Raw genomic sequence first — 19,122 nt, 5'->3', positions numbered from 1 at the left:
TTCCCTGCTACTTCTGCGTGTTGCCGGCGTCGACCGGGAGGGTCACGCCGGTGACGTAGCGCGCCTCGTCGGAGGCGAGCCACAGCAGCGCGTTGGAGATGTCGACCGACTCCACCCACGGGATGGGCAGCGCATTGAGCGCGGCGAACCGTTCCCCGAGTACTTCGCGCGTGCGCTCCTCGGGTGCGAGGTCGGGCGCGAAGAGCGCGTAGAGCGCGGGGTTCTGGATCATGTCGGTGTCTACCGACGTCGGATGCAGCGAGTTGACGCGGATGAAGTCGGGGGCCAGCTCCAGCGCCAGCGTGCGCATGATGCCGATCACACCGTGCTTGGCAGCGACGTAGTGGATGAAGTTCGGATAGCCCTTGAGCCCAGCTGCCGAACTGGTGATGATGATCGATCCGCCACCGGCCGCGCGAAGGTGGGGGATCGCGACTTTCGCCGTGAGCCACACCCCCTTGAGGTTGATGTCGATCATGTCGTCCCATTCGACCTCGGTGAGATCCTCTGCCCGGGCATTGGAGAAGATCCCGGCATTGGCGCTGACGATGTCGAGCCTGCCGAGATCCGCCACCCCCGCATCCACCGCCTGCCGGAGACCGTCGACGTCGCGGACATCCGCCTGGGTCGCCACGATCCGGCGATCCAGCGCCTCGACCTGGCGGACCGTCTCGGCGAGATCCTCCGGCGTGGCCATCGGATACGGAACCGTGTCCACCTGCGCGGCGAGGTCAACGGCGATGATGTCCGCACCCTCCTGAGCGAGACGTATCGCGTGCGAGCGCCCCTGCCCGCGCGCCGCTCCGGTGATGAAGGCGACCTTTCCGTCGAGTCGTCCCATGACGATCTCCTTTCTTCAGCGCTTGTTGAGGAACCCGGCGTCGACGGGCAGCGTCACACCGGTGACGTAGCGGCCGGCGTCGGAGACGAGGAACAGGACGGCGTTGCTGATGTCGACCGCGTCGAGCATCGGCACCGGCAGGGCGTTGGCCATGGCGTTGCTGAGCTGCGGATCGCTCTGGAGGAACTCCTGCATGACGTCGTTCACGACCATCGGGGTGTCCACACCGGTGGGGTGGATCGTGTTCACACGGATGCTGTACTGCGCGAGCTGGTTCGCGTACGAGCGCATGAGACCGACCACGCCGTGCTTAGCCGCCGTGTACCCGAGCCCGCCGGGTGTCGCGCCGCCGATTCCGGCGAGGCCTGCCGTGGAGCTGGTGAGCACGATGGCACCCCCGCCGCGGTCGATGAGGGCCTGCTTGGCAACTTCGACCGTGTGGTAGACCCCGGTGAGGTTAACGTCGATGACGTCGAACCACTCCTGCTCGGTGGGATGCATGGACAGGGGAGCGATGCCGGCGTTGCCGAGCACGATGTCGCACCCGCCCAGCGAGGCCACTCCGCCGTCGAACGCGGCCTGCAGGGCTGCGCGATCGCGCACGTCGGCCGGCACTGCGTGGATACGGCGATCGAGTTCCTCGACCAGCCGCACGGTCTCTTCCAGATCCTCGGGTGTCGCCATCGGGTAGGCGACGGAGTCGATCTGCGCGGCGATGTCCACCGCGATGATGTCTGCGCCCTCCTGGGCGAGACGGATGGCGTGCGCGCGACCTTGACCGCGCGCCGCTCCGGTGATGAAGGCGACTTTGCCTTCGAGGACTCCCATGATGTTCCTTTCTCGGGTTATCGGACGGGGTCTGTGAGTACCGGGGTCAGTACTGGGTGTTCCCGGCGTCGACGGTCATCGCCATCGCGGTGACGTACCGGGCTTCGTCACTGGCGAGGAACAGGACGGCGTTCGACTGATCACGAGGTTCGGTGACCTGGACCGGAAGCATGTTGGTGAGCATCCCCCCAAGGTTCGGGTTCTTCTCCAGCAGCGGCGGGAAGGCGTTGCCCATCTCGCCCATCGGCGTGGCGACACCCGTGGGGTGCAGGGTGTTGACCCGGATGTTGTGAACCGCGAGTTCCGCCGCGAAGGCTTTGCCGAGGCCGGTCACGCCCCACTTCGACGCCACGTAGGGGGCGAGGAAGGGCAGACCCTTGAGCCCGGCCGCCGAGCTGGTCAGGATGATCGAACCTCCGCCCGCCGAGATGAGGTGCGGCGCCGAGAGCTGCACGGTGTTGAACACACCGGTGAGATTGGTGGCGATCGTGTCGTCCCAGATCTGCGGAGTCACCTCGTCATAGGCGGCGATGATGCAGATGCCGGCGTTGCCGACGACGATGTCGAGTCGGCCCAGCGCGGCGACGCCCTCGTCGATCGCGGCCTTGAAGGCATCCCGGTCGCGGACGTCGGTCTTCGTCGCAACGATCCGGCGATCGAGCGCCTCGACCTGTCGAACCGTCTCGGCGAGGTCTTCCTCCGTTGCAGGCGGATACTGCAGATTCGGCACGGGGGCGCAGAGGTCCACGGCGATGATGTCGGCGCCCTCCTCTGCCAGCCGGAGCGCGTGGCTGCGCCCCTGTCCGCGGGCGGCTCCGGTGATGAGCGCGACCTTGCCTTCGACTCGTCCAGCCATCGATGTTCCTTTCTCAAGGCGCACGACATCGCCGCGACCGCGGCGCGGTCGTCGAGTGAAGCGATGTCACGCGGTGCGGGAGTGAGGACCTCCTGAGAGATGAGCGCCCTCGTGGGCGGGGTGGGATGTCGGTGTGAAGCCCGCGAGCGGGCTCTCCGCGCAGGCGCTCACCGGCGGCGCCGTGATGTCGTCGCGACGGCCGATGCTGACCCTGACGGGTCGAGACCGCGGTGGGGAGGTGCGGTGAGAGTGGTCCTGGGATGGCTGCGGCACGGCGCCCTTGGTCTTGAGCAGCTCCTCCCCGAAGCCGCGCACGCATTCGGGGTCGGGACCGTCGAGAGGCAGACCGGTGAAGAACTTCGCAGCCATGCAGCCGCCCTTGCAGGAGTCGAAGAACTGGCACGACGTACAGGCGCCGCCCGACTGCGGTTGACGGAGACGGGCGAACAGATCGGATCGCTGCCAGACCTCCTGGAAGCCCGCTTCGCGGACGCTTCCGGCGAGGAATTCGTCGTGGATGGCGAACGGACAGGCGTAGACGTCGCCGACGGGGTCGATGAGGCAGACCACGCGCCCCGCACCGCACAGATTCAGCCCCGGGAGGGAGGATCCGTAGGCCGAAAGGTGGAAGAACGAGTCTCCGGTGAGGACGTCGTCACCGTGAGCGACGAGCCACTCGTAGAGCTCGCGCTGCTGCTCGCGGGTCGGGTGGAGATCGTCCCAGACGTCCGCCCCGCGACCGGAAGGACGAAGCCGCGTCAGTCGCAGTTGCGCCCCGTACTGATCCGCGATGACCTTGAAGTGGTCCAGCTGAGCGATGTTGGTGCGGGTGCACACCACCGACAGCTTGAATCCGCGCATCCCGGCATCCGACAGATTCTGCATCGCCCGCATCGCCGTCTCGTACGACCGGGGGCCGCGAATCGCGTCATTGACGTCGGCGGTCGTCCCATCGAGCGAGATCTGTACGTCGACATAGTCGTTCGCAGCGAGTCGGGCGGCGACATCGGGGGTGATCTTCACCCCGTTGGTCGAGAACTTGACGCCGACATGGTGAGCCGTCGCGTAGTCGACGAGCTCCCAGAAATCACTGCGGACCGTCGGCTCACCCCCGCCGATGTTCACGTAGAACACCTGCATCCGTTCCAGCTCGTCGATGATGGCTTTGCACTCCTCGGTGCTGAGCTCACGAGGATCCCGCCGGCCGGAACTGGACAGGCAGTGCACGCACGAGAGATTGCAGGCGTACGTCAGTTCCCAGGTCAGGCAGATCGGCGCATCCAGGCCCCGCTCGAAATGGTCGACCAGGCGAGTGGGGCGGGATGCCGGGGCGTCGGCCAGAAGGGTCATGACGAACGCCTTTCGATCATCGCGGACCCGGCGAGGGTCTCCAATGCGCGCAGATATCGGGGGCGATCCGGGACGGAGACGCCGGCGGCGTCGCACGCCGCCGCGAGGGTGTCAGAACTGTCGAGCTGCTCCACCAGGGCCAGCAGCGTGCGGTCCTTCAGGAACGACAGCTTGCGGGTGCCGAAGTGGTAGAGCAATGCTCCGAACGGCTCGGGCCGCACCGACACCTGGGGGCTGAGCCGCCACGGCGCGTGCATGTCCATGACGTCAGTAGACGCCGCACATGCCGTCGATCGACACTTCCTCAACGAGGGAGTCGGTCTCGACGATCTCCGGATCGGGGGCCTCGGTCTTCGCAGGATCCATGAAAAGCTCCTCCTCAGCGATCCGCCGCCGTTGGCGGATCCGTTGCTGAGGACGATACTAATGACACTCAGTGCCGAATGGAAGGGTGAGCCGTGCCGGTGAGCTCCGAGACCCGCGCGCGGATGGGGCGCGCTCCCGCCACGACGCACGGCCAGCTGAGCCACATCGCGCTCGCCCTCTTCCTGGAGCGCGGCTTCGAGCAGACCACCATCGATGACATCGTCGAGGCCGCGGGGATCGGACGCCGTACGTTCTTCCGGTACTTCCGATCCAAGAACGACCTGCCATGGGGCGACTTCGAGAGCATGCTCGCGGGAATGCGCGCCCACCTCGCCGGTCTCCCCGACGACCTGCCCCTTCGCGATGCCCTGCGTACGGCGGTGGTGGAGTTCAATCGGTTCCCCGACATCGAGATCCCGGTCCACCGGGAGCGCATGTGGCTCCTGTTCAACGTGCCGAGCCTCACCGCCCACTCGACGCTGCGGTACGCGGAGTGGCGGCAGGTGATCGCCGAGTTCGTCGCCGAGCGCCTCGGTGATCCGCCCGACGCGATCGAACCCCAGGCGATCGCGTGGGCGTGCCTTGGCCTGTCGCTGGCGGCGTACGAGCAGTGGCTGGCGCACCCGGATGCCGACCTCCTCGCCCTCATCGACGAGGCCTTCGTCAGATTCGGCGACGCGTGGAGAGCCAGCTGATGACCACACTCATCGTCGGTGCAGGATCATCGGGGTCGGCCCTGGCCGCCCGCCTGACCGAGGATGACGGCCGCGACGTGATCCTCGTGGAGGCAGGACCAGCCGATCCGGACTTCGCTCCCGATGTGCGCGACGCCTCCAGCATCCGAGGCGCCATGCCGGGGCATCCCGCGAACTGGTCGTTTCTCGGTCACCTGACACCCGACCTCGCCTACACCGTCGTGCGCGGACGGATGCTGGGTGGCTCGAGCGCCATCAACGGCGCCTACTTCGTTCGCGCGCGCTCGGGCGATCATGCCCGGTGGGCCCAGGTCGGCGGCGACCGCTGGTCGTACGACGCGGCCCTGCCGGTGTGGCGCGCGATCGAATCCGACGTCGATTTCCCCGACTCTCCGATGCACGGTTCCACGGGCCCTATGCCGGTGCGGCGGCCGGCGCCGGGGGCCCTCGCGGCGGCCTTCCTGAGGGCCGCACGGGTGCGGGGACACGCCGAGGAGCCCGACAAGAACGGGGAGGGGGTTCCCGGCGCGGGCCCCGTTCCCTCGAACATTCGCGACGGGCAGCGCGTGAACACAGCGATGGCGTACCTCCCCGGCGCCGTGCGGGCCCGACCGGGGTTGCGGATCCTGGATCGCACCACGGTGGGTCGCGTGATCTTCGACGGAATCCGCGCCATCGGCGTGGAGACCTCCCGGGGCGAGATCCGGGCCGACGAGGTCGTGCTCTCGGCAGGCGCGATCGGCTCGGCCCGCATCCTCCTCGCCTCCGGTGTCGGGCCGGCAGCCGATCTGGAACGCTTCGACATCCGGGTCCGCGCCGATCTTCCCGTGGGAACGGCGTTCTCGGATCATCCCGACATCTCCCTCTCGTGGCGACCGGATGGCCCGACGATCGACCCGGCTGAACGATTCGCGTTCCCCGCGGCCGTCAACATCGACACCGGCGGCCATCCCGACGCCGACGTCGAGATCCTCCTGTCGGTGAAGCCGCTGGGGTATCTGTTGACGGGAACCACGCGCACCCTCGCCGGGGGGCTCGGGGCCGCACTGCGGCATCCTCTCCGCACCGCGCGTGCGGTGACGGGAATCTCGGCGCGGCGCGCCGCGATGCAGGTGGCGCACCGCGACGACCTGCCGCTCATCGTCGGACTGCAATGCCCGGCCGGGCGGGGGTCGCTCGCCCTGCAAGCCCCCGACCCCGCTGCGCCGCCGCGCATCGAGTACCGCTACCTCGCCGACGTCGACGACCGCCGGCGGTTGCGCGCAGGGATCCGGGAGGCGGCCGCGCTCGTGCGCGACATGGGCGGTCGGCTGACGGAGCTCAACGAATCGGACCTCGACGACGAGACGCTCGACGCGTGGATGCTGTCGCACCTCGGCACGGCGATCCACATGTGCGGCACGGCTCCGATGGGCCCGGTCGTGGACGGTGCAGGTCGCGTTCACGGCCTCGCCGGCCTCCGCGTCGCGGACACCTCGATCCTCCCCGTCGTCCCTACCCGCGGGCCCGCCGCGTCGGCGGTGCTCGTCGGCGAGGTCATCGCCCGCGCGATGCGGGAGCGGTGACGAGGCGGCCCATGTGAAGCCAGCTGCGCCCGGTGAGTTCAGATGAGAAACACGGGGATCGGCCGCCCAGATCGTGGTGAGACCCGCCAGCGGCCAATACCCTGACCGGAGACTCCCCTGATCGGTGACGCTGTCAGCGCTCCCCCGGCTGACCGCGCCGCGCGGGCACCCGTACCCGCGGCCGTGACGTGGAGTCGGGCCCCCTCGAGCATCCCTCGTCGGTACTGCGCTCGAGGGGGCCGCCTCTGATCCGACGGGCCACGGTCAGAGGCGGGCACGTCAGCTGCTCGAGCCCTGACGATGCAACTCCCCGGCGACGGCAGAGGGGTCGTCGACGGTGAGGACGAGTTCGTCGAACCGGGGCTGCGAGGCGAGACGGATGACCACGACGTCGCCGCGACCGGAGACGTTCCAGAACTGGCGCCTGCCGTCGGAGACGAACCTGCCCGAGACCTTGCCGAAGAGGCGCAGGCCCGGCCACCTCCGCCCACGAGGCCGTACGTCAGCGGCGGGGCGGACGGAGACGCCTTTGACAGCCGACGTCGGCACGACGATGCGGCGAGTGAACGACCAGACCTTGTCGAGACCCTTCGGCTCGACGACCAGGTTGCCGCCCGTCACGGTGACACGGGTGCCGCTCACGAGCGGGCCTTCGTCGCGGTGTCTGCGACAGGCTGCGCCGCGGCATCCGGTCGTCCTGCCGCCTGCTCGGCCGCGGGGCGGGTCGGACGGAACTGGCCCGTGACGATGAGGATGACGACGAGGACGACCGGGACGATCCAGCCGCTCCAGCCGAGCACCGTGGCCTGCGTGGTGTCGATCTGTTCGCCGGCCATCGCGAAGAGCAGGAACGACCCGGCGGCGCCGTTGAATGCCGCGTGAGCGAGGGCGGCGGGCCAGACCGACTCGGAGCGGATGCGGAGCCACCCGAAGACCGCCCCGATCACGATGCACATCGCGACCATCGCGGAGAGCCCCAGCCAGCCAGGCGCGTCGGGATAGTTGTAGCCGAGAAGGATGAGCGGCGCGTGCCAGAGCCCCCAGATGACACCGGAGATGAGGATCGCGGGAAGCGTGCCCAGCGGCAGGAGCTTCGGGAGCAGCCAGCCGCGCCAGCCGAGCTCTTCGCCGAGGGCGGGGATGAGGTTGATGAAGGCGGTGAGCGGCAGCATCGCCAGTTGCAGGGCGATGATGACGCCGACGGGGATCGGGACCTCGCCTCCGCCGGCCGCGGCGAGCTGGGCGTCGAGAACCTCGCGGAACGCCGAGAAGTTCACGAAGTCCGCCGGGTACACCCCGAGGAGCGCCCCGATGGGAAGCGCCACCAGCACGAGGGCGATCGGCACGAAGATGCCCAGGGCGCAGTAGGCGATGAAGCGGCCGAGGGGACGGAACGGAGTGAGGCCGAGGGCCCGTGCCCTGCGGGCGGGGCGCTCGATCAAGAACACCACGACGAGCGCGGCGATCGCGGGCGTCATCATCGTGGCCACCGCGACAACCATGAACCAGGGGGATGCGAGGCCGTCGCCGAACCACAGGGGAAGGGCGAAGAGCCAGGCCAGCGCGAAAGAGATCGCGAGGAAGATGGCGATCAGGCGGCCGTCGCCGGGCGCGAGGCGTGGCCGTGTCGCCCGGTCGCGGGAGGTGTCGGTGACGGTCATGTCGTCTCCTTCGCTTCGATGAGGTGCAGGCCGGCGATCGTCTTGTCGTCGCGGAACGCGATGCGCGCCGCGTAATCGCCGGCCTCCATGGCCAGGGGTGTGGTGGTGATCGTGACGTCGGCGGCACGCACGACATCGGTCTCGCCGACCCGCTCGAGGGCGCCCGAGAGCGCCTGGATCTGCGCCCACGCGGCGGCGAGCGCGTCTTCAGAAAGACCGTCACGCATGGTCGGGTCGAAACGCTCGGTGACGCGGGCCCAGCGGCCGCTCGCCAGATCGTCGACGACGGCGGAGGCGAGGGCGGCGGCATCGGGGATCGGAGGAGCGTCGATCGGCTGCCCGGTCGCAGGATCGGTCGGCCGACCATAGCGCTGGAAGGCCGCCTGCCGGGTCACCCCCAGCGCCTCGCCGATCGCCTGCCAGGTCATGCCCGACGCGCGGGCGTCGACCACGACCGCACGCACGACGGCGTCGGCTGCGGCTCGCATCTGGAGCGCCCGCCGGATGGCTCCGGCAGCGTCCGGCTGCTGCTGCAGCACGGGGGCGGCGAGGAACGCATCGGTCTCCGCGCGAAGAGCACCCAGCGCGTCTGTCACGTTCAATTGCATGCGTCAAGGCTACGTTGACATACGCAATCCGTCAATCCAGGACGGCCGTCGCCTCCACCTCGACGAGGATTCCCGGCTGGAAGAGCGATTGCACTCCGATCAGCGAGGCCGGCGGCGCGGTGAAGCCGATCTCGTCGGCCGCCCGTGCGACACCGTCGGCGAAGGCCGGGTACTGAGCGACATCCCAGTCCGCGACGTAGACGGTGAGGCGCACGACATCGGCGAATGTCGCACCCACGCCGGCGAGCGCCGCCGCGACATTGCGATAGGCCTGCGCCACCTGGCCGGCGAGGTCTGGGGCGACCAGTTCGCCCTGGGCATCCCAGCCCACCTGGCCGGCGACGTGCACATGCCTGCTCCCGGTCGCGACCGCGACGTGGTGGTATGCGTCGGTCGCCAAGAGGCCGTCGGGATTGGACAGCGTGACAGTCATCGGAGTCTCCTCTCGCGGCGCCGTCCATCGGCGCGGCTAGTATCTCTGTGATACTCGGTATCTATCAGATACTTCAACGCAACCAGGTGACGGGAAGGAAACCGGATGTCGCGAAGGGAACTCGCCGAACTCTCCGGCTCACGACGCGAGCTGCTCGACCAGACGCTCGACAAGTGGTCGATCTCGGTCCTCGCCGTGCTGTGCGACGGGCCGCAGCGCTTCAGCCGTCTGAGGGCGGAGATCGACGGCATCACGCAGAAGTCGCTCTCGCAGACATTGCGACGACTGGAGCGCAACGGCATGATCCACCGCCGCGTGATCGACACGACGCCGATCGCCGTGGAGTACCGCATCAGCGACCTGGGCCGCACCCTCGAGGCGCCCATCGCGGCCCTGCAGGCCTGGGCGACGCAGGCGCTGGCCGACGTCGACGCCGCGCGTGACCGCTACGACGCGCGCCGGGACGCACCTACCGAAGAGCGATAGTCGCGATCATCACGCTGTTGACGATCATGGCCATCATCACGCCCTCGACCGCCTCGCCGGCGCCGGCGGCACCCCAGTCGCCGCGTTCGAGCTCCTCTGCGCGCGTGTACACCGCCGAGTTCCAGGGGATCAAGGGGTCGAACTGGGGAAGGGTGCCGCTCGCCGACAGCAATCCCGTCAGGGCCGCCAGCCGCGGAGCGGGCGATACCCCGTCGACGAGGACGCCTCGGATGTCGGAGAGCAGTCGATCACGACGCCCGGTCCCGCCGTCCTTGAGGACGGTCGTCGGGAAGAGGCCCAGGGTCTTGGTCTTCTCCTCCCGCAGGTCGCCGCGCGCGACGAGACGATCGATCAGAGGCTGACGGAGCGTCGGACCGATCGCCGGAAGGACCGTCTGCACCCCGCGCGGCTTGTCCTGCACAGATGTCCACGCGGCGCGGAGGATCTCATCGGACGGTGCCTGATCGGCGACCGCAGACATATCGACCGTGCCGGTCCATGTCTTCTCGGTCGTCACGCGCTTCTCGAGGCCGAGCTGGGCCAGAACGGCCCCGCCGAGCACGTAGAATAGCGTGTTCTCGCCCGCGATGGTGCCCGAATCGGGCTGGAAGAGGACGAGCAGCAGGTCCTCCGCCAGTGTCGGCGATGCGAGGGTGTCGGTGGTGTTCATCCTTCGTCGTCCTTTCCCGTCACGGCCCGCTCGAACTCCTCGAGCTGATCGAGTTGGCCTGTGGCAATCAGATTCGCCCGGTGGAGCACCTCGAGCTGGGCGACGTTGTAAAGCTCACCCACCGCCCGACCGACGGTCGCCTCGGCGTGCGCCGCACCGCGGCGGCCGTGCGCACCCGGGTCACGCAGCCACGGGTAGGCCTCCCGCGCTGCAGCCAGATCCGGCGCCAACTCCTCGCCGAGGCGGCGCCTCGTGGCGCGGTCGGCGTCGGCCGGCAACGCCGCGAGCGCGGCCTCGGCCGGTGACACGGGAGTGTCGCGGATCATCTGCTCGAGCTCGGCGATGGCCTGATCGTCGAAGACGCGCGAATAGATCATGACCATCGACTGATCCGTCTCGGTGAGGCGGTCGGCGAGCGGTGCGAACCGAGGGGGAAGCGACGCGGGAGATCGGTGCTGCAGGATGACGGCGAGTTCCTCCCGCACCCGTTGCAGCCGCTCGATGGTCGCCGCGAGCTCGGCATCGAGCACCGCGATGGCGTCGTCGGGGCGCTCTTCGGCCTGGTCGAGCGTCGCGATCTGGGCGAGCGGCACCCCGAGCTCGGCCAGCCGCACGATCTGCAGCAGCCGGATGAGGTGCGGCACCTGGTACTGCTTGTACCCGTTCGACAGCCGCTCGGGCTCCTCGAGCAATCCGACCTTGTGATAGTGCCGAACGGCCTTCACCGTGGTGCCGGCCAGCTCGGCGAGCTGTCGCGTGCTCCAAGCCATGGTCGAGCTCCTTGCGGTCCGTTCTGCGCAGCATCCATTCCAAACCATGCCCCAGGGGCACGGTCAACACCGACCCTGCGACTTGACCGTGCCCCGGGGGCACGGTCTGGAGTGGATACGGCTGATCCCACCTCGCCGCGCCCTCGCCTGGCACGGATGACCTCCAAGGAGTCCATCATGCTCACACACTCGCGGCGACGCCGCATCATCGCGATCGCAGCGGCGATCCCGCTCGCGATCGGTCTCGCAGCCTGCACCGAGGCCCCCGCGGCCAGAGTCGCCGGCGACACCGAGGCCGTCACCCACGCCGAGAACGACCGCGTCCCCGAGGGCGCGGCCTGGACCCAGCACTACTTCCCATCGGCACCGGGCCTCGACGGCGAGGAGGTCGAGCTGCACGCCGACGTCCTGCTTCCCGAAGACCTCGGCGAGGACGAGCAGGTTCCGGTCATTCTCTCCGTGGGATCGTACTTTGGCCACTCCGGAGAGATCGCCGACGAGGACTGGGCACACCCCGGCCCCTCGGACCGGTTCGCCGACCTCATCGAGGGCGGCGACCTGTTCGACGAGCGCTATGCGTTCGTGATGGTCGACCTGCGCGGCTTCGGCGGATCGACCGGATGCCTCGACTTCATGGGCGACGGCGAGCAGGCCGACGTCGCCGCGGCGATCGAGTGGGCGGCATCGCAGCCGTGGTCGACGGGCGACGTGGGCATGTACGGCAAGTCGTACGACGCCATCACCGGGCTCGTCGGCACCGTGCTCCAGCCGGAGGGTCTCCGGGCAGTCGTGGCGCAGGCACCCATCTGGGACAAGTACCGCAACAACCGGTCGGGCGGCGTCCCCCGGCTGCCGCTGACCGTCGCCGTGCAGACCTACAACGAGATCGCGACTCTGGAACAGCTGCCCGACGACACCGAGCGCTACCGGGAGAACGCCGCGTACGAGCAGGCGCATCCCGAGTGCGTCGCGATCAACACGCTCAGTGCGCAGACGGCCGACCCGGCATCGCCGTATTGGACGAGCCGCGACTTCGCCGCGCGCGTCGACGGGTCGACGACCCCGCTGCTGTTCACGCAGGGGTGGGCGGAGTGGAACACCGAGTCGGAGGCGCTGGAGGAGTTCCTCGCGAACCACGAGGGCCCGGTCCGAGGCTGGTTCGGACCCTGGGACCACATCCGAGGCAACGAGGTGGATGAAGACGGCACCGTGAAGACCGGCCGCGAGGGGTGGTTCGACGAGGTCATGGCGTTCTACGACGAGCACCTGAAGGGCGTCGCGCCGACCGAGGAATACCCCGCCTTCGTCATCCAGGACAACACGGGGTCGTGGCGGGCGCAGGACAGCTGGCCCGTGGTCGACGAGACCGCCGGCATCGCCCTGGACGGCGGCGAGTACCTCGATGACGGGGCCGAGGGCGACCCGACCGTCGACACCGGCAACCGCTTCGTGCAGATGTCGGAGCCGGTGGCCGCAGACACCCGGATCACCGGAACACCCTCGATGACGCTCACGTCGGCCGGCCACGGAAACCTGATGGCGAAGCTGTACGACGTCGCCGCCGACGGCACCGCCGTGCTGATCAACGAGCAGGTCGCCGCGGTGACCCCGGGCGAGGTGACGCTGGAGATGAAGGCCGGCGACTGGCGCCTGGCCGCCGGGCACGCGCTGGCCGTGCAGATCGGTACCATCGAAGCCGGTCCGCTGAGCGACTGGATCGACACCCCGTCGTACCAGCGCATCGCGGTCTCGGACGTGCAGCTGCAGCTCGCGCTGCAAGACCCCGCCGCCGACGTCGACATCCCCGGCGAGCGGGCGCTGTACCTCGACAGCTATCTCGCTCTCTCGACCGCCACGCTGCCCGAGGCGCCCCCGACCTTCACGATCGACGGCGCGGAGGGCGACACAACTTCCGGAGGGGAATGAACACCGTCACGTCGGGGCATGCTCAGCGCATCCGCCGCACTGCCGTCGGCGTGAGCCTCGCGGCATCCCTCGCACTGGTCGCGCCCGCCTGCGCGACCAGTGCGCCGGGCGGTGCGTCGCCGACATCCTCGCCCTCCCGAACGGATGCAGCGGCGCCGACGCCGAGCGCCGCGCCGACCATCGACGTCACCGACGAGCTGAGCTCTCTGGAGGAGCAGTACGACGCGCGTGTCGGGGTGTACGCGGTCGACACCGGCACCGGCGAGACCGTCGCCCACCGCGCCGACGAGCGCTTCGCCTACGCCTCGACGTTCAAGGCGCTGCTGGCCGCGGTGGTGCTGCAGCAGGTCGACGACCTCGACCAGCAGGTGGCCTACGGCGCCGACGCGCTGGTGACCTACTCCCCCGTCACCGAGCAGTACGCCGGGAGCGGGATGTCGGTGGCCGACCTGGCCGAGGCCGCGGTCCGCGTGAGCGACAACACCGCCGCCAACCTGCTGCTCGACCAGATCGGCGGTCCCGAGGGTTTGGCCGCCGCGCTCACTGCCGCCGGGGACGACACCACCCGACCCGAGCGACGCGAGCCCGAGCTCAACACCGCGGTGCCGGACGACCCCCGCGACACCAGCACGCCCCGCGCCCTGGCCGAGACGCTGCGGGGGTTCGCCCTGGACGGCGGGCTGAGCGAGGATGACGCCGCGACGCTCATCGACTGGATGAGCGGCAACGCCACCGGCGACACGCTCATCCGTGCCGGTGCACCGAGCGGATGGGATGTCGCCGACAAGTCGGGCACCGGACAGTACGGCACCCGCAACGACCTCGCGATCGTCTGGCCTCCCGATGGCGAGCCGATCGTCGTCGCCGTGCTGACCACCCGCGGTGTCGAGGGCGCCACCACCGACGACGCGCTCGTCGCCGCCGCCGCGGCGACCGCGTTGGAGGCGCTTGACTGACGGGGCTCGCGGGCTGGGTCTGCAGGTCCGGTGGATCAGGATTCAGCGATCAAGGCGGCCGATCGCCCCACCGACCTCGTCGAACACCCGGCGCGCGCTCTCCCACGCCGCCTCATCACCGGCGAGCGTCGCGCGCAGGTAGATCGCGGTCAGCCGGGCGAGCACCGCGACGCGCTCGGGGTTCTCGTCGGTGGTCTCCGCCGCCTCCCAGCTCGGAATCCCGCCGAGCGAATGCTCGGCCTCGAACAGGGTGAGCAGATCGGTCGCGCCGGGGCTGCGATGGAAGACGTCGGTGAACCAGTCCGGCCCGCGGGTAGACATCCTCGACTGGTCACGGTCGCCCGCCACCACCAGGGTCGGCGTAGTCAGCTCGGCGAACGACGGGTTCATGAAGGGGAAGTTGGCCTTCGCGAACGGATGCAGCTCCTCGCCGCCGAGTCCGGTCGCGGCCATCAGAACGCCGGCTCGCACGCGGGCATCGCCGAGGTCGGAGCCCGGAGACCCGTCGGTCTCGAGCACCCGCGCACCGAGCAGCATCTGCACGGTCTGCGCACCCCACGAGTGGCCCGCCGCGGCGGTCGCGACGCGGTGGAGCCGCCCCGCGAGGCCGGGGACGGCGGCCTCGACGGTGGCGCGCTGATCGAGCACCCGCACGAGGTCGTCGCGGCGCTGCATCCAGATCGATCCGAACCTCTCATCGTCGAAGCCGATGCCGTGGCGGCGCGAATCGAGGTGGGTCGGCTGCACGACGACGAAGCCCTGCGACGCCCAGAACGACACGACAGGTGCGTAGCCGTCGAGCGACCAGCCGTTGCCGTGAGAGAAGAGCAGGAGCGGCAGGTCATCGCCCGTGGCGGGAGCTGAGACCCGCACCTCGAGGGGGAAGGGGCGACCGGGTGCGTCGAGCACCACGGGGGCGACGGAGACGACCGGCGTCGAAGGGCCGGTCACCGCGTCGAGAGCGGCGAGGAGGGCGGAGTCGTGGAGGGGTGCGAGTGTCTGCACGGGGGTCTCTTTTCCGGATGTCGCGTGCTCGGCCATACTTAAACGGAGCAACGTTCCGAAACTATACGGAGCGACGTTCCGTTTTGCAAGGAGGGTGTGGATGACCGACGAGACCGCACGCGGCAGACGCCGCGATGCGCAGCGCAACGCGCAGGCGATTCTCGACGCCGCGGCGGCGGTGTTCGTGGAGTCTGGCGTCCAGGCGCCGGTACGGGAGGTCGCCGACAGGGCCGGAGTGGGCATGGGCACGCTGTACCGCCACTTCCCCACCCGGGCCGATCTCGTCGTCGCCGTCTACCGGCACCAGGTCGACGCCGCCGCCGCCGCAGGGCCGACGCTGCTGCGCGACAGCGCGACCCCCGCCGCTGCTCTGCACGCCTGGGTGACGCTGTTCGTGGAGTTCCTCGTCACCAAGCACGGCCTCGCCGACGCTTTGCAGGGCGACACCGAGCGCTTCTCCGCGCTGCACCAGCTGCTGACCGACCGGCTCGTGCCGGTCTGCGCCGAGCTGCTCGACGCCGCCGCGCCGCAAGGCGCGCCGGTCGAGGCGTACGCCTTCCTGCGGGGGATCGGGAACCTCTGCATCGGCGGCGCGGCGCCCGGGTACGACCCGGAGCGCCTCGCGCATCTTCTCGTGGACGGTGCACTGGCAGCATCCGGATCCTGACCGACGCGGAGTTCAGGCCGGCCCTCAGGCCTCCTGCGGACGCAACGGGCCCCCCGGGCGAAGAATCCGATCGGCGAAGCGTGCGCCGATCAGGGCGTGCGCCTCAGGACCGGGGTGGAGATCGTCGGGCAGCGGCAGGTCTTCGGCATCCTCGGGGCCGTAGAGGTCGAGGCCGTCGAGATAGTGCAGGTGGGGGTCGTCGGACCGCGCGGCGACCACGCTCTCGAGCGCCCCTCGGATGACCTCGAGGGTCAGCCGGCCGGCGGCGGTGTCTCCCGGCGTGCCGGTTGCGATGAAGCGGGTCTCACCCGCCGCCCCGGCGACGGGATCGACCGCTCCGGGACCGGGGGTGTTCTCGTGGATGCCGCAGAAGATCGGCGACACCAGCAGCAGCGGGGTCTCGGGATGACCGTCGCGGACGGTGTCGAGGAACCCGTGCACCGTCGGCACGAAGGTGCGCAGACGCATACCGTCGAGATTCACCACGTTGATGCCGAGCTTGACGCTGATCAGGTCGGCGGGCGTGTCGCGCATCACACGCGCCAGGAACGGATCGACCAGCGCGCTGCCGCCGAACCCGAGATTCTGCAGCTGCACGCCCGCACGGCGTGCCGCCACGACCGGCCAGATGCCGGTCGGCGTCGCGGCATTCGAGCCGTGACTGATCGAGCTGCCGTGATGGAGCCAGACCGGATCGGTTGACGGCGCCGGTCGCACGGGGGCGTCGGCGCGGAGCGAAACGATGTCGACCTGCTCGTTGTGCGGCAACCACAGCTCGACGGTCTTCTCCCCTGTTGCCGGAAGCGACACCTCGACGATGTCGAGCGCTCCGGACGCGAGGGTCGTCGCCCCGGTCTGCAGGTCGAGTTCGAGGGCGTCACCGCCCGACAGCCCGTGGCTGCCGGCGGGCACCCCGTCGATCACGACATCCACGGCGCCGCGCGGCCGAGCGAAACCGCGATAGGCCACGCGGGTGGTGTGCAGCTCGAGCGCCGCCACGGTCGCGGAGGTCACGAACCGGAGGCGGACGCCCGACGGCTGAGCCTCCATGAGCGTCAGCTGCGGGTCGGCGTCGCGCTCACGGACGTGGCGCGGCAGGCGGTGGGGCCGCAGGCCCCGCTCGGTCGGCTCGATCTCGACAGCGCCGAGCACGAGGTCGGGGACGAGGGACGCGGTTATCACGTCTGCACTCCTTCTGTGTCAGTTGGCCAGCTCGTCGAGCCACGACGAGCGCAGGCGGAGGGCGCGCTCGGTGCTGGCGAGGACCACGGCGATGGTGACGATGACGTTCAGGGCGGGCGGGAGATGAATCGGAGACGCGAACGTCCCGATACTGTCGGCGATCGCCGGCACCTGCGAGATCGTCTCGATGATCTGCGGCACCGTGATGCACACGCCGACGAGCACGACGAGTGTAGCGATGACGCCGATCACGGTACTCAGGACCGGATATCGGTGATGAAGACGCGCCCGCAGGCCTTCGGCCGAGCGAGGGTGCGGGGTGAGTTGACGCTCCTCACCGGCATCCGGAACGAAATGGCAGCGCCGCAATCCGGAGGCGCGCGCGGCGACCTCGATGTGGCCGCCCGGGACGGCGAACCTCGCGGGGAGCTTCGACACCGCCGTCTGACGGCCGTCGCGGTAGAGGCGCGCGCGGACCACTCCATCGTCGCGGTCGCCGAGCTGGCGCACATCGACGGCGAAGGTGGTTCTCGCGCCCTCGGCGGTGGCGAGGTCAAGGAGGAACAGCGAGCGCCCGAGGGTCTGCCACCAGCGGAACGGCGGGAGCGGGCGCCCGTCGCCGGGCTTCGCGCGACGCTCGGCGAGGCGGGTGCGCCACGAGGGGGTGTGAGTGGGCATGAGTCCATCGCACCGGATGTCGGCGCGCGGCGGCAGTGTCGGGGTGACACCTTCTGGGGTGACATTCGTCAGGGGTCGGGCGTGGGGGGTGAGGGGTGGAATGGGATCTTCTTGGAACATTAGTTCTACACGAGTGCTATGCCTCCGGAGGTCAATGTCGGAACCCTCTGCGATGATGTGGGTAGGTCATCGAGACGGGGTTTCCAGTGGACGCGGATGAGAAGCGGCGGCGGGCGGAGGATAAGCGCGCCGGGGTGTTCGCGGATGAGCTGGCGAAGCTGCAGCGGGCGGAGGCGAAGCTTGCGGCCAGGAAGACCCGGCTGCTCGCGGACGCGTACGCGCTGACACTCGAGCAGCGGTCGCGGGTGGGGTCGGTGTCGTCCAGGGAGCGGGACATGCCGTTGCGGTCGATGGCGCTCGAGCTCGGGATGGCGGTGCGGGTCAATGACCGGTCGATGCAATCGCAGATGCATGACGCGTATGAGTTGATCGAGTTGTTCCCTCAGACGATGGCGGCGTTGGTGGAGGGGCGGGTGTCGCGGGCGCATGCGCAGGTGATCCAGGACGCCGGGCGGGTGATCGAGGATGCTACGGATCGGGCGTCGTTCGAGCGGATCGTGTTGGCCGAGGCGGAGCGGCAGACGGTGCCGCGGACGAAGAAGTACGCCATCCAACGCGCCGCGGTGTTGGACCCGCGGCCGTTGCAGGAACGACACGACACCGCGATACGGGAGCGGCGGGTGTGGGTCACTGACCTGGATGACACCCTGTCGACGTTGACGATCCTGGGCGGGAACGTCTACGTCCACGGGGTGTACCACCGACTGACGGGCCAGGGCACCGAGATCAAGACCGTGGACCGGGAGAAGCGACGCGCACACGCGGCCGCAAAGGCCGAGGCTGAACAGAACGGTGGAGATGCCGCACCCACCGAGGACACCGAGCCGTGGTTCGATGACCGGTCGCTGGATGAGATCCGCTGCGACCTCGCCCTGGACATGCTCCTCGCCGGGTCCCCGGTGATCGACCCCACCGACCCCACCACCGGCGGGCTCGGCGCGATTCGGGCTGAGGTGCAGATCACCATCCCCATCACCACGTTGACGGGGGTGACGAAGTCGGGGGCGGAGCTGAACGGGGTCACCCCCGTCGACCCAGAGACCGCCAGACGCATGGCGGGCACCGCGAGGATCTGGGAACGGGTGATGACCGACCCGATCAGCGGGGTCGTGACCGCGGTGGACAGGTATCAGCTGCATCCATCTCAAACCCGATACGTGAACGCGCGAGATGTCACGTGTCGAACCCCAGGGTGCCGAAGGCCGGCGAAGCTCTGCCATATCGACCACTCGAAGGACTTCGCCCTGGGCGGGAAGAGTTGCAATGACAACCTCTGCAACGAATGCGCCAGACACCACACCCTGAAGCACGCGACAAACTGGCACGTCGAACAGCTCCCCGGCGGCATCCTAAAGTTCACCAGCCCCGGCGGAAAGACGTACGACAGCCACCCACCCTCACGGGTGGCATTCGTCCCCACCGACGACGGCGGATACGGCGTCGCACCCTTCTGACGGAA

The 19,122-nt window shown here is 69.3% G+C and carries 22 protein-coding genes; 7 read left to right on the top strand and 15 right to left on the bottom strand.

Annotated elements, in window-relative coordinates; translation table 11 throughout:
- Positions 1 to 7 precede the first annotated feature (7 nt).
- The 6 genes from FBY40_RS05290 to mftA form a co-directional block, all read right to left on the bottom strand.
- Complete coding sequence (locus FBY40_RS05290; protein WP_141936982.1) at positions 8 to 841, bottom strand: mycofactocin-coupled SDR family oxidoreductase; 834 nt, start codon at positions 839 to 841, stop codon at positions 8 to 10.
- 15 nt (positions 842 to 856) lie between these two features.
- Positions 857 to 1,669: a mycofactocin-coupled SDR family oxidoreductase gene (locus FBY40_RS05285; protein ID WP_141936980.1), complete on the bottom strand. Its 813-nt coding sequence runs from the start codon at positions 1,667 to 1,669 to the stop codon at positions 857 to 859.
- Between the two features lie 46 nt (positions 1,670 to 1,715).
- A complete protein-coding gene (locus FBY40_RS05280) occupies positions 1,716 to 2,525 on the bottom strand; it encodes a mycofactocin-coupled SDR family oxidoreductase (protein ID WP_141936978.1) in 810 nt (269 codons plus the stop codon).
- Positions 2,526 to 2,591: 66 nt separating this feature from the next.
- Positions 2,592 to 3,875, bottom strand: a complete 1,284-nt coding sequence (gene mftC / locus FBY40_RS05275) for a mycofactocin radical SAM maturase (RefSeq protein ID WP_141936976.1) — start codon at positions 3,873 to 3,875, stop codon at positions 2,592 to 2,594.
- A complete protein-coding gene (mftB, locus tag FBY40_RS05270) occupies positions 3,872 to 4,138 on the bottom strand; it encodes a mycofactocin biosynthesis chaperone MftB (protein ID WP_141936974.1) in 267 nt (88 codons plus the stop codon). The genes mftC and mftB overlap by 4 nt, the downstream gene beginning before the upstream one ends.
- 4 nt (positions 4,139 to 4,142) lie before the next feature.
- A complete protein-coding gene (gene mftA / locus FBY40_RS05265) occupies positions 4,143 to 4,241 on the bottom strand; it encodes a mycofactocin precursor MftA (protein WP_141936973.1) in 99 nt (32 codons plus the stop codon).
- Positions 4,242 to 4,333: 92 nt separating this feature from the next.
- Here mftA and mftR point away from each other — a divergent pair, with 92 nt between their 5' ends.
- Together mftR and FBY40_RS05255 are read left to right on the top strand one after the other, a co-directional pair.
- On the top strand, positions 4,334 to 4,936 hold the full coding sequence (mftR, locus tag FBY40_RS05260) for a mycofactocin system transcriptional regulator (protein ID WP_200829926.1): 603 nt from the start codon (positions 4,334 to 4,336) through the stop codon (positions 4,934 to 4,936).
- Entirely contained in the window at positions 4,936 to 6,501 is a 1,566-nt protein-coding gene (locus tag FBY40_RS05255) for a GMC family oxidoreductase N-terminal domain-containing protein (protein ID WP_141936971.1), read from the top strand. Before mftR ends, FBY40_RS05255 begins: the two co-directional genes overlap by 1 nt.
- 279 nt (positions 6,502 to 6,780) lie before the next feature.
- Here the strand turns inward: FBY40_RS05255 and FBY40_RS05250 are convergent, their stop codons facing one another.
- Genes FBY40_RS05250 through FBY40_RS05235 form a run of 4 tightly spaced genes read right to left on the bottom strand, consistent with a single transcriptional unit; the run spans position 6,781 to position 9,203 of the window.
- Positions 6,781 to 7,143: a hypothetical protein gene (locus FBY40_RS05250; RefSeq protein WP_141936969.1), complete on the bottom strand. Its 363-nt coding sequence runs from the start codon at positions 7,141 to 7,143 to the stop codon at positions 6,781 to 6,783.
- Positions 7,140 to 8,162 (bottom strand): CPBP family intramembrane glutamic endopeptidase, encoded by a 1,023-nt coding sequence (locus FBY40_RS05245; RefSeq protein ID WP_141936967.1) that lies wholly within the window; start codon positions 8,160 to 8,162, stop codon positions 7,140 to 7,142. The genes FBY40_RS05250 and FBY40_RS05245 overlap by 4 nt, the downstream gene beginning before the upstream one ends.
- Entirely contained in the window at positions 8,159 to 8,770 is a 612-nt protein-coding gene (locus FBY40_RS05240) for a DUF3887 domain-containing protein (protein WP_141936965.1), read from the bottom strand. Before FBY40_RS05240 ends, FBY40_RS05245 begins: the two co-directional genes overlap by 4 nt.
- Positions 8,771 to 8,801: 31 nt before the next feature.
- Positions 8,802 to 9,203: a RidA family protein gene (locus FBY40_RS05235; RefSeq protein WP_141936964.1), complete on the bottom strand. Its 402-nt coding sequence runs from the start codon at positions 9,201 to 9,203 to the stop codon at positions 8,802 to 8,804.
- 105 nt (positions 9,204 to 9,308) lie between these two features.
- Here FBY40_RS05235 and FBY40_RS05230 point away from each other — a divergent pair, with 105 nt between their 5' ends.
- Complete coding sequence (locus FBY40_RS05230) at positions 9,309 to 9,689, top strand: winged helix-turn-helix transcriptional regulator (RefSeq protein ID WP_141936962.1); 381 nt, start codon at positions 9,309 to 9,311, stop codon at positions 9,687 to 9,689.
- On the opposite strand, the gene FBY40_RS05225 is transcribed toward FBY40_RS05230, so the two are convergent.
- Complete coding sequence (locus tag FBY40_RS05225; RefSeq protein ID WP_200829925.1) at positions 9,673 to 10,359, bottom strand: GOLPH3/VPS74 family protein; 687 nt, start codon at positions 10,357 to 10,359, stop codon at positions 9,673 to 9,675. The genes FBY40_RS05230 and FBY40_RS05225 overlap by 17 nt on opposite strands.
- Positions 10,356 to 11,129, bottom strand: a complete 774-nt coding sequence (locus tag FBY40_RS05220) for a MerR family DNA-binding transcriptional regulator (protein WP_141936960.1) — start codon at positions 11,127 to 11,129, stop codon at positions 10,356 to 10,358. Before FBY40_RS05220 ends, FBY40_RS05225 begins: the two co-directional genes overlap by 4 nt.
- 177 nt (positions 11,130 to 11,306) lie before the next feature.
- Between FBY40_RS05220 and FBY40_RS05215 the strand changes: the two genes are divergently transcribed.
- Both FBY40_RS05215 and bla read left to right on the top strand, forming a co-directional pair.
- On the top strand, positions 11,307 to 13,055 hold the full coding sequence (locus FBY40_RS05215) for a CocE/NonD family hydrolase (RefSeq protein ID WP_235014589.1): 1,749 nt from the start codon (positions 11,307 to 11,309) through the stop codon (positions 13,053 to 13,055).
- Positions 13,052 to 14,011, top strand: coding sequence for a class A beta-lactamase (bla, locus tag FBY40_RS05210; RefSeq protein ID WP_141936958.1), 960 nt, complete (start codon positions 13,052 to 13,054; stop codon positions 14,009 to 14,011). The genes FBY40_RS05215 and bla overlap by 4 nt, the downstream gene beginning before the upstream one ends.
- A 42-nt stretch (positions 14,012 to 14,053) precedes the next feature.
- On the opposite strand, the gene FBY40_RS05205 is transcribed toward bla, so the two are convergent.
- A complete protein-coding gene (locus FBY40_RS05205; protein WP_200829923.1) occupies positions 14,054 to 15,016 on the bottom strand; it encodes an alpha/beta hydrolase family protein in 963 nt (320 codons plus the stop codon).
- A gap of 100 nt (positions 15,017 to 15,116) precedes the next feature.
- On the opposite strand from FBY40_RS05205, the gene FBY40_RS05200 reads away from it, so the two are divergent.
- The gene (locus FBY40_RS05200) at positions 15,117 to 15,683 is read left to right on the top strand and encodes a TetR/AcrR family transcriptional regulator (RefSeq protein ID WP_141936954.1); all 567 of its coding nucleotides are present in this window, start codon (positions 15,117 to 15,119) and stop codon (positions 15,681 to 15,683) included.
- A gap of 24 nt (positions 15,684 to 15,707) precedes the next feature.
- Here FBY40_RS05200 and FBY40_RS05195 read toward each other — a convergent pair whose 3' ends face one another.
- A complete protein-coding gene (locus FBY40_RS05195; RefSeq protein ID WP_141936952.1) occupies positions 15,708 to 16,865 on the bottom strand; it encodes a GDSL-type esterase/lipase family protein in 1,158 nt (385 codons plus the stop codon).
- Between the two features lie 18 nt (positions 16,866 to 16,883).
- Positions 16,884 to 17,543, bottom strand: coding sequence for a hypothetical protein (locus tag FBY40_RS05190; protein WP_141936950.1), 660 nt, complete (start codon positions 17,541 to 17,543; stop codon positions 16,884 to 16,886).
- A gap of 206 nt (positions 17,544 to 17,749) precedes the next feature.
- Between FBY40_RS05190 and FBY40_RS05185 the strand changes: the two genes are divergently transcribed.
- Entirely contained in the window at positions 17,750 to 19,117 is a 1,368-nt protein-coding gene (locus FBY40_RS05185) for an HNH endonuclease signature motif containing protein (protein ID WP_160141348.1), read from the top strand.
- Positions 19,118 to 19,122 lie beyond the last annotated feature (5 nt).

It is taken from the genome of Microbacterium sp. SLBN-154 (genome assembly GCF_006715565.1).
GTDB lineage: Bacteria > Actinomycetota > Actinomycetes > Actinomycetales > Microbacteriaceae > Microbacterium.
The sequence above is the reverse complement of the archived record's forward strand: the minus strand, read 5'-3'. Positions and strand labels throughout refer to the sequence as shown.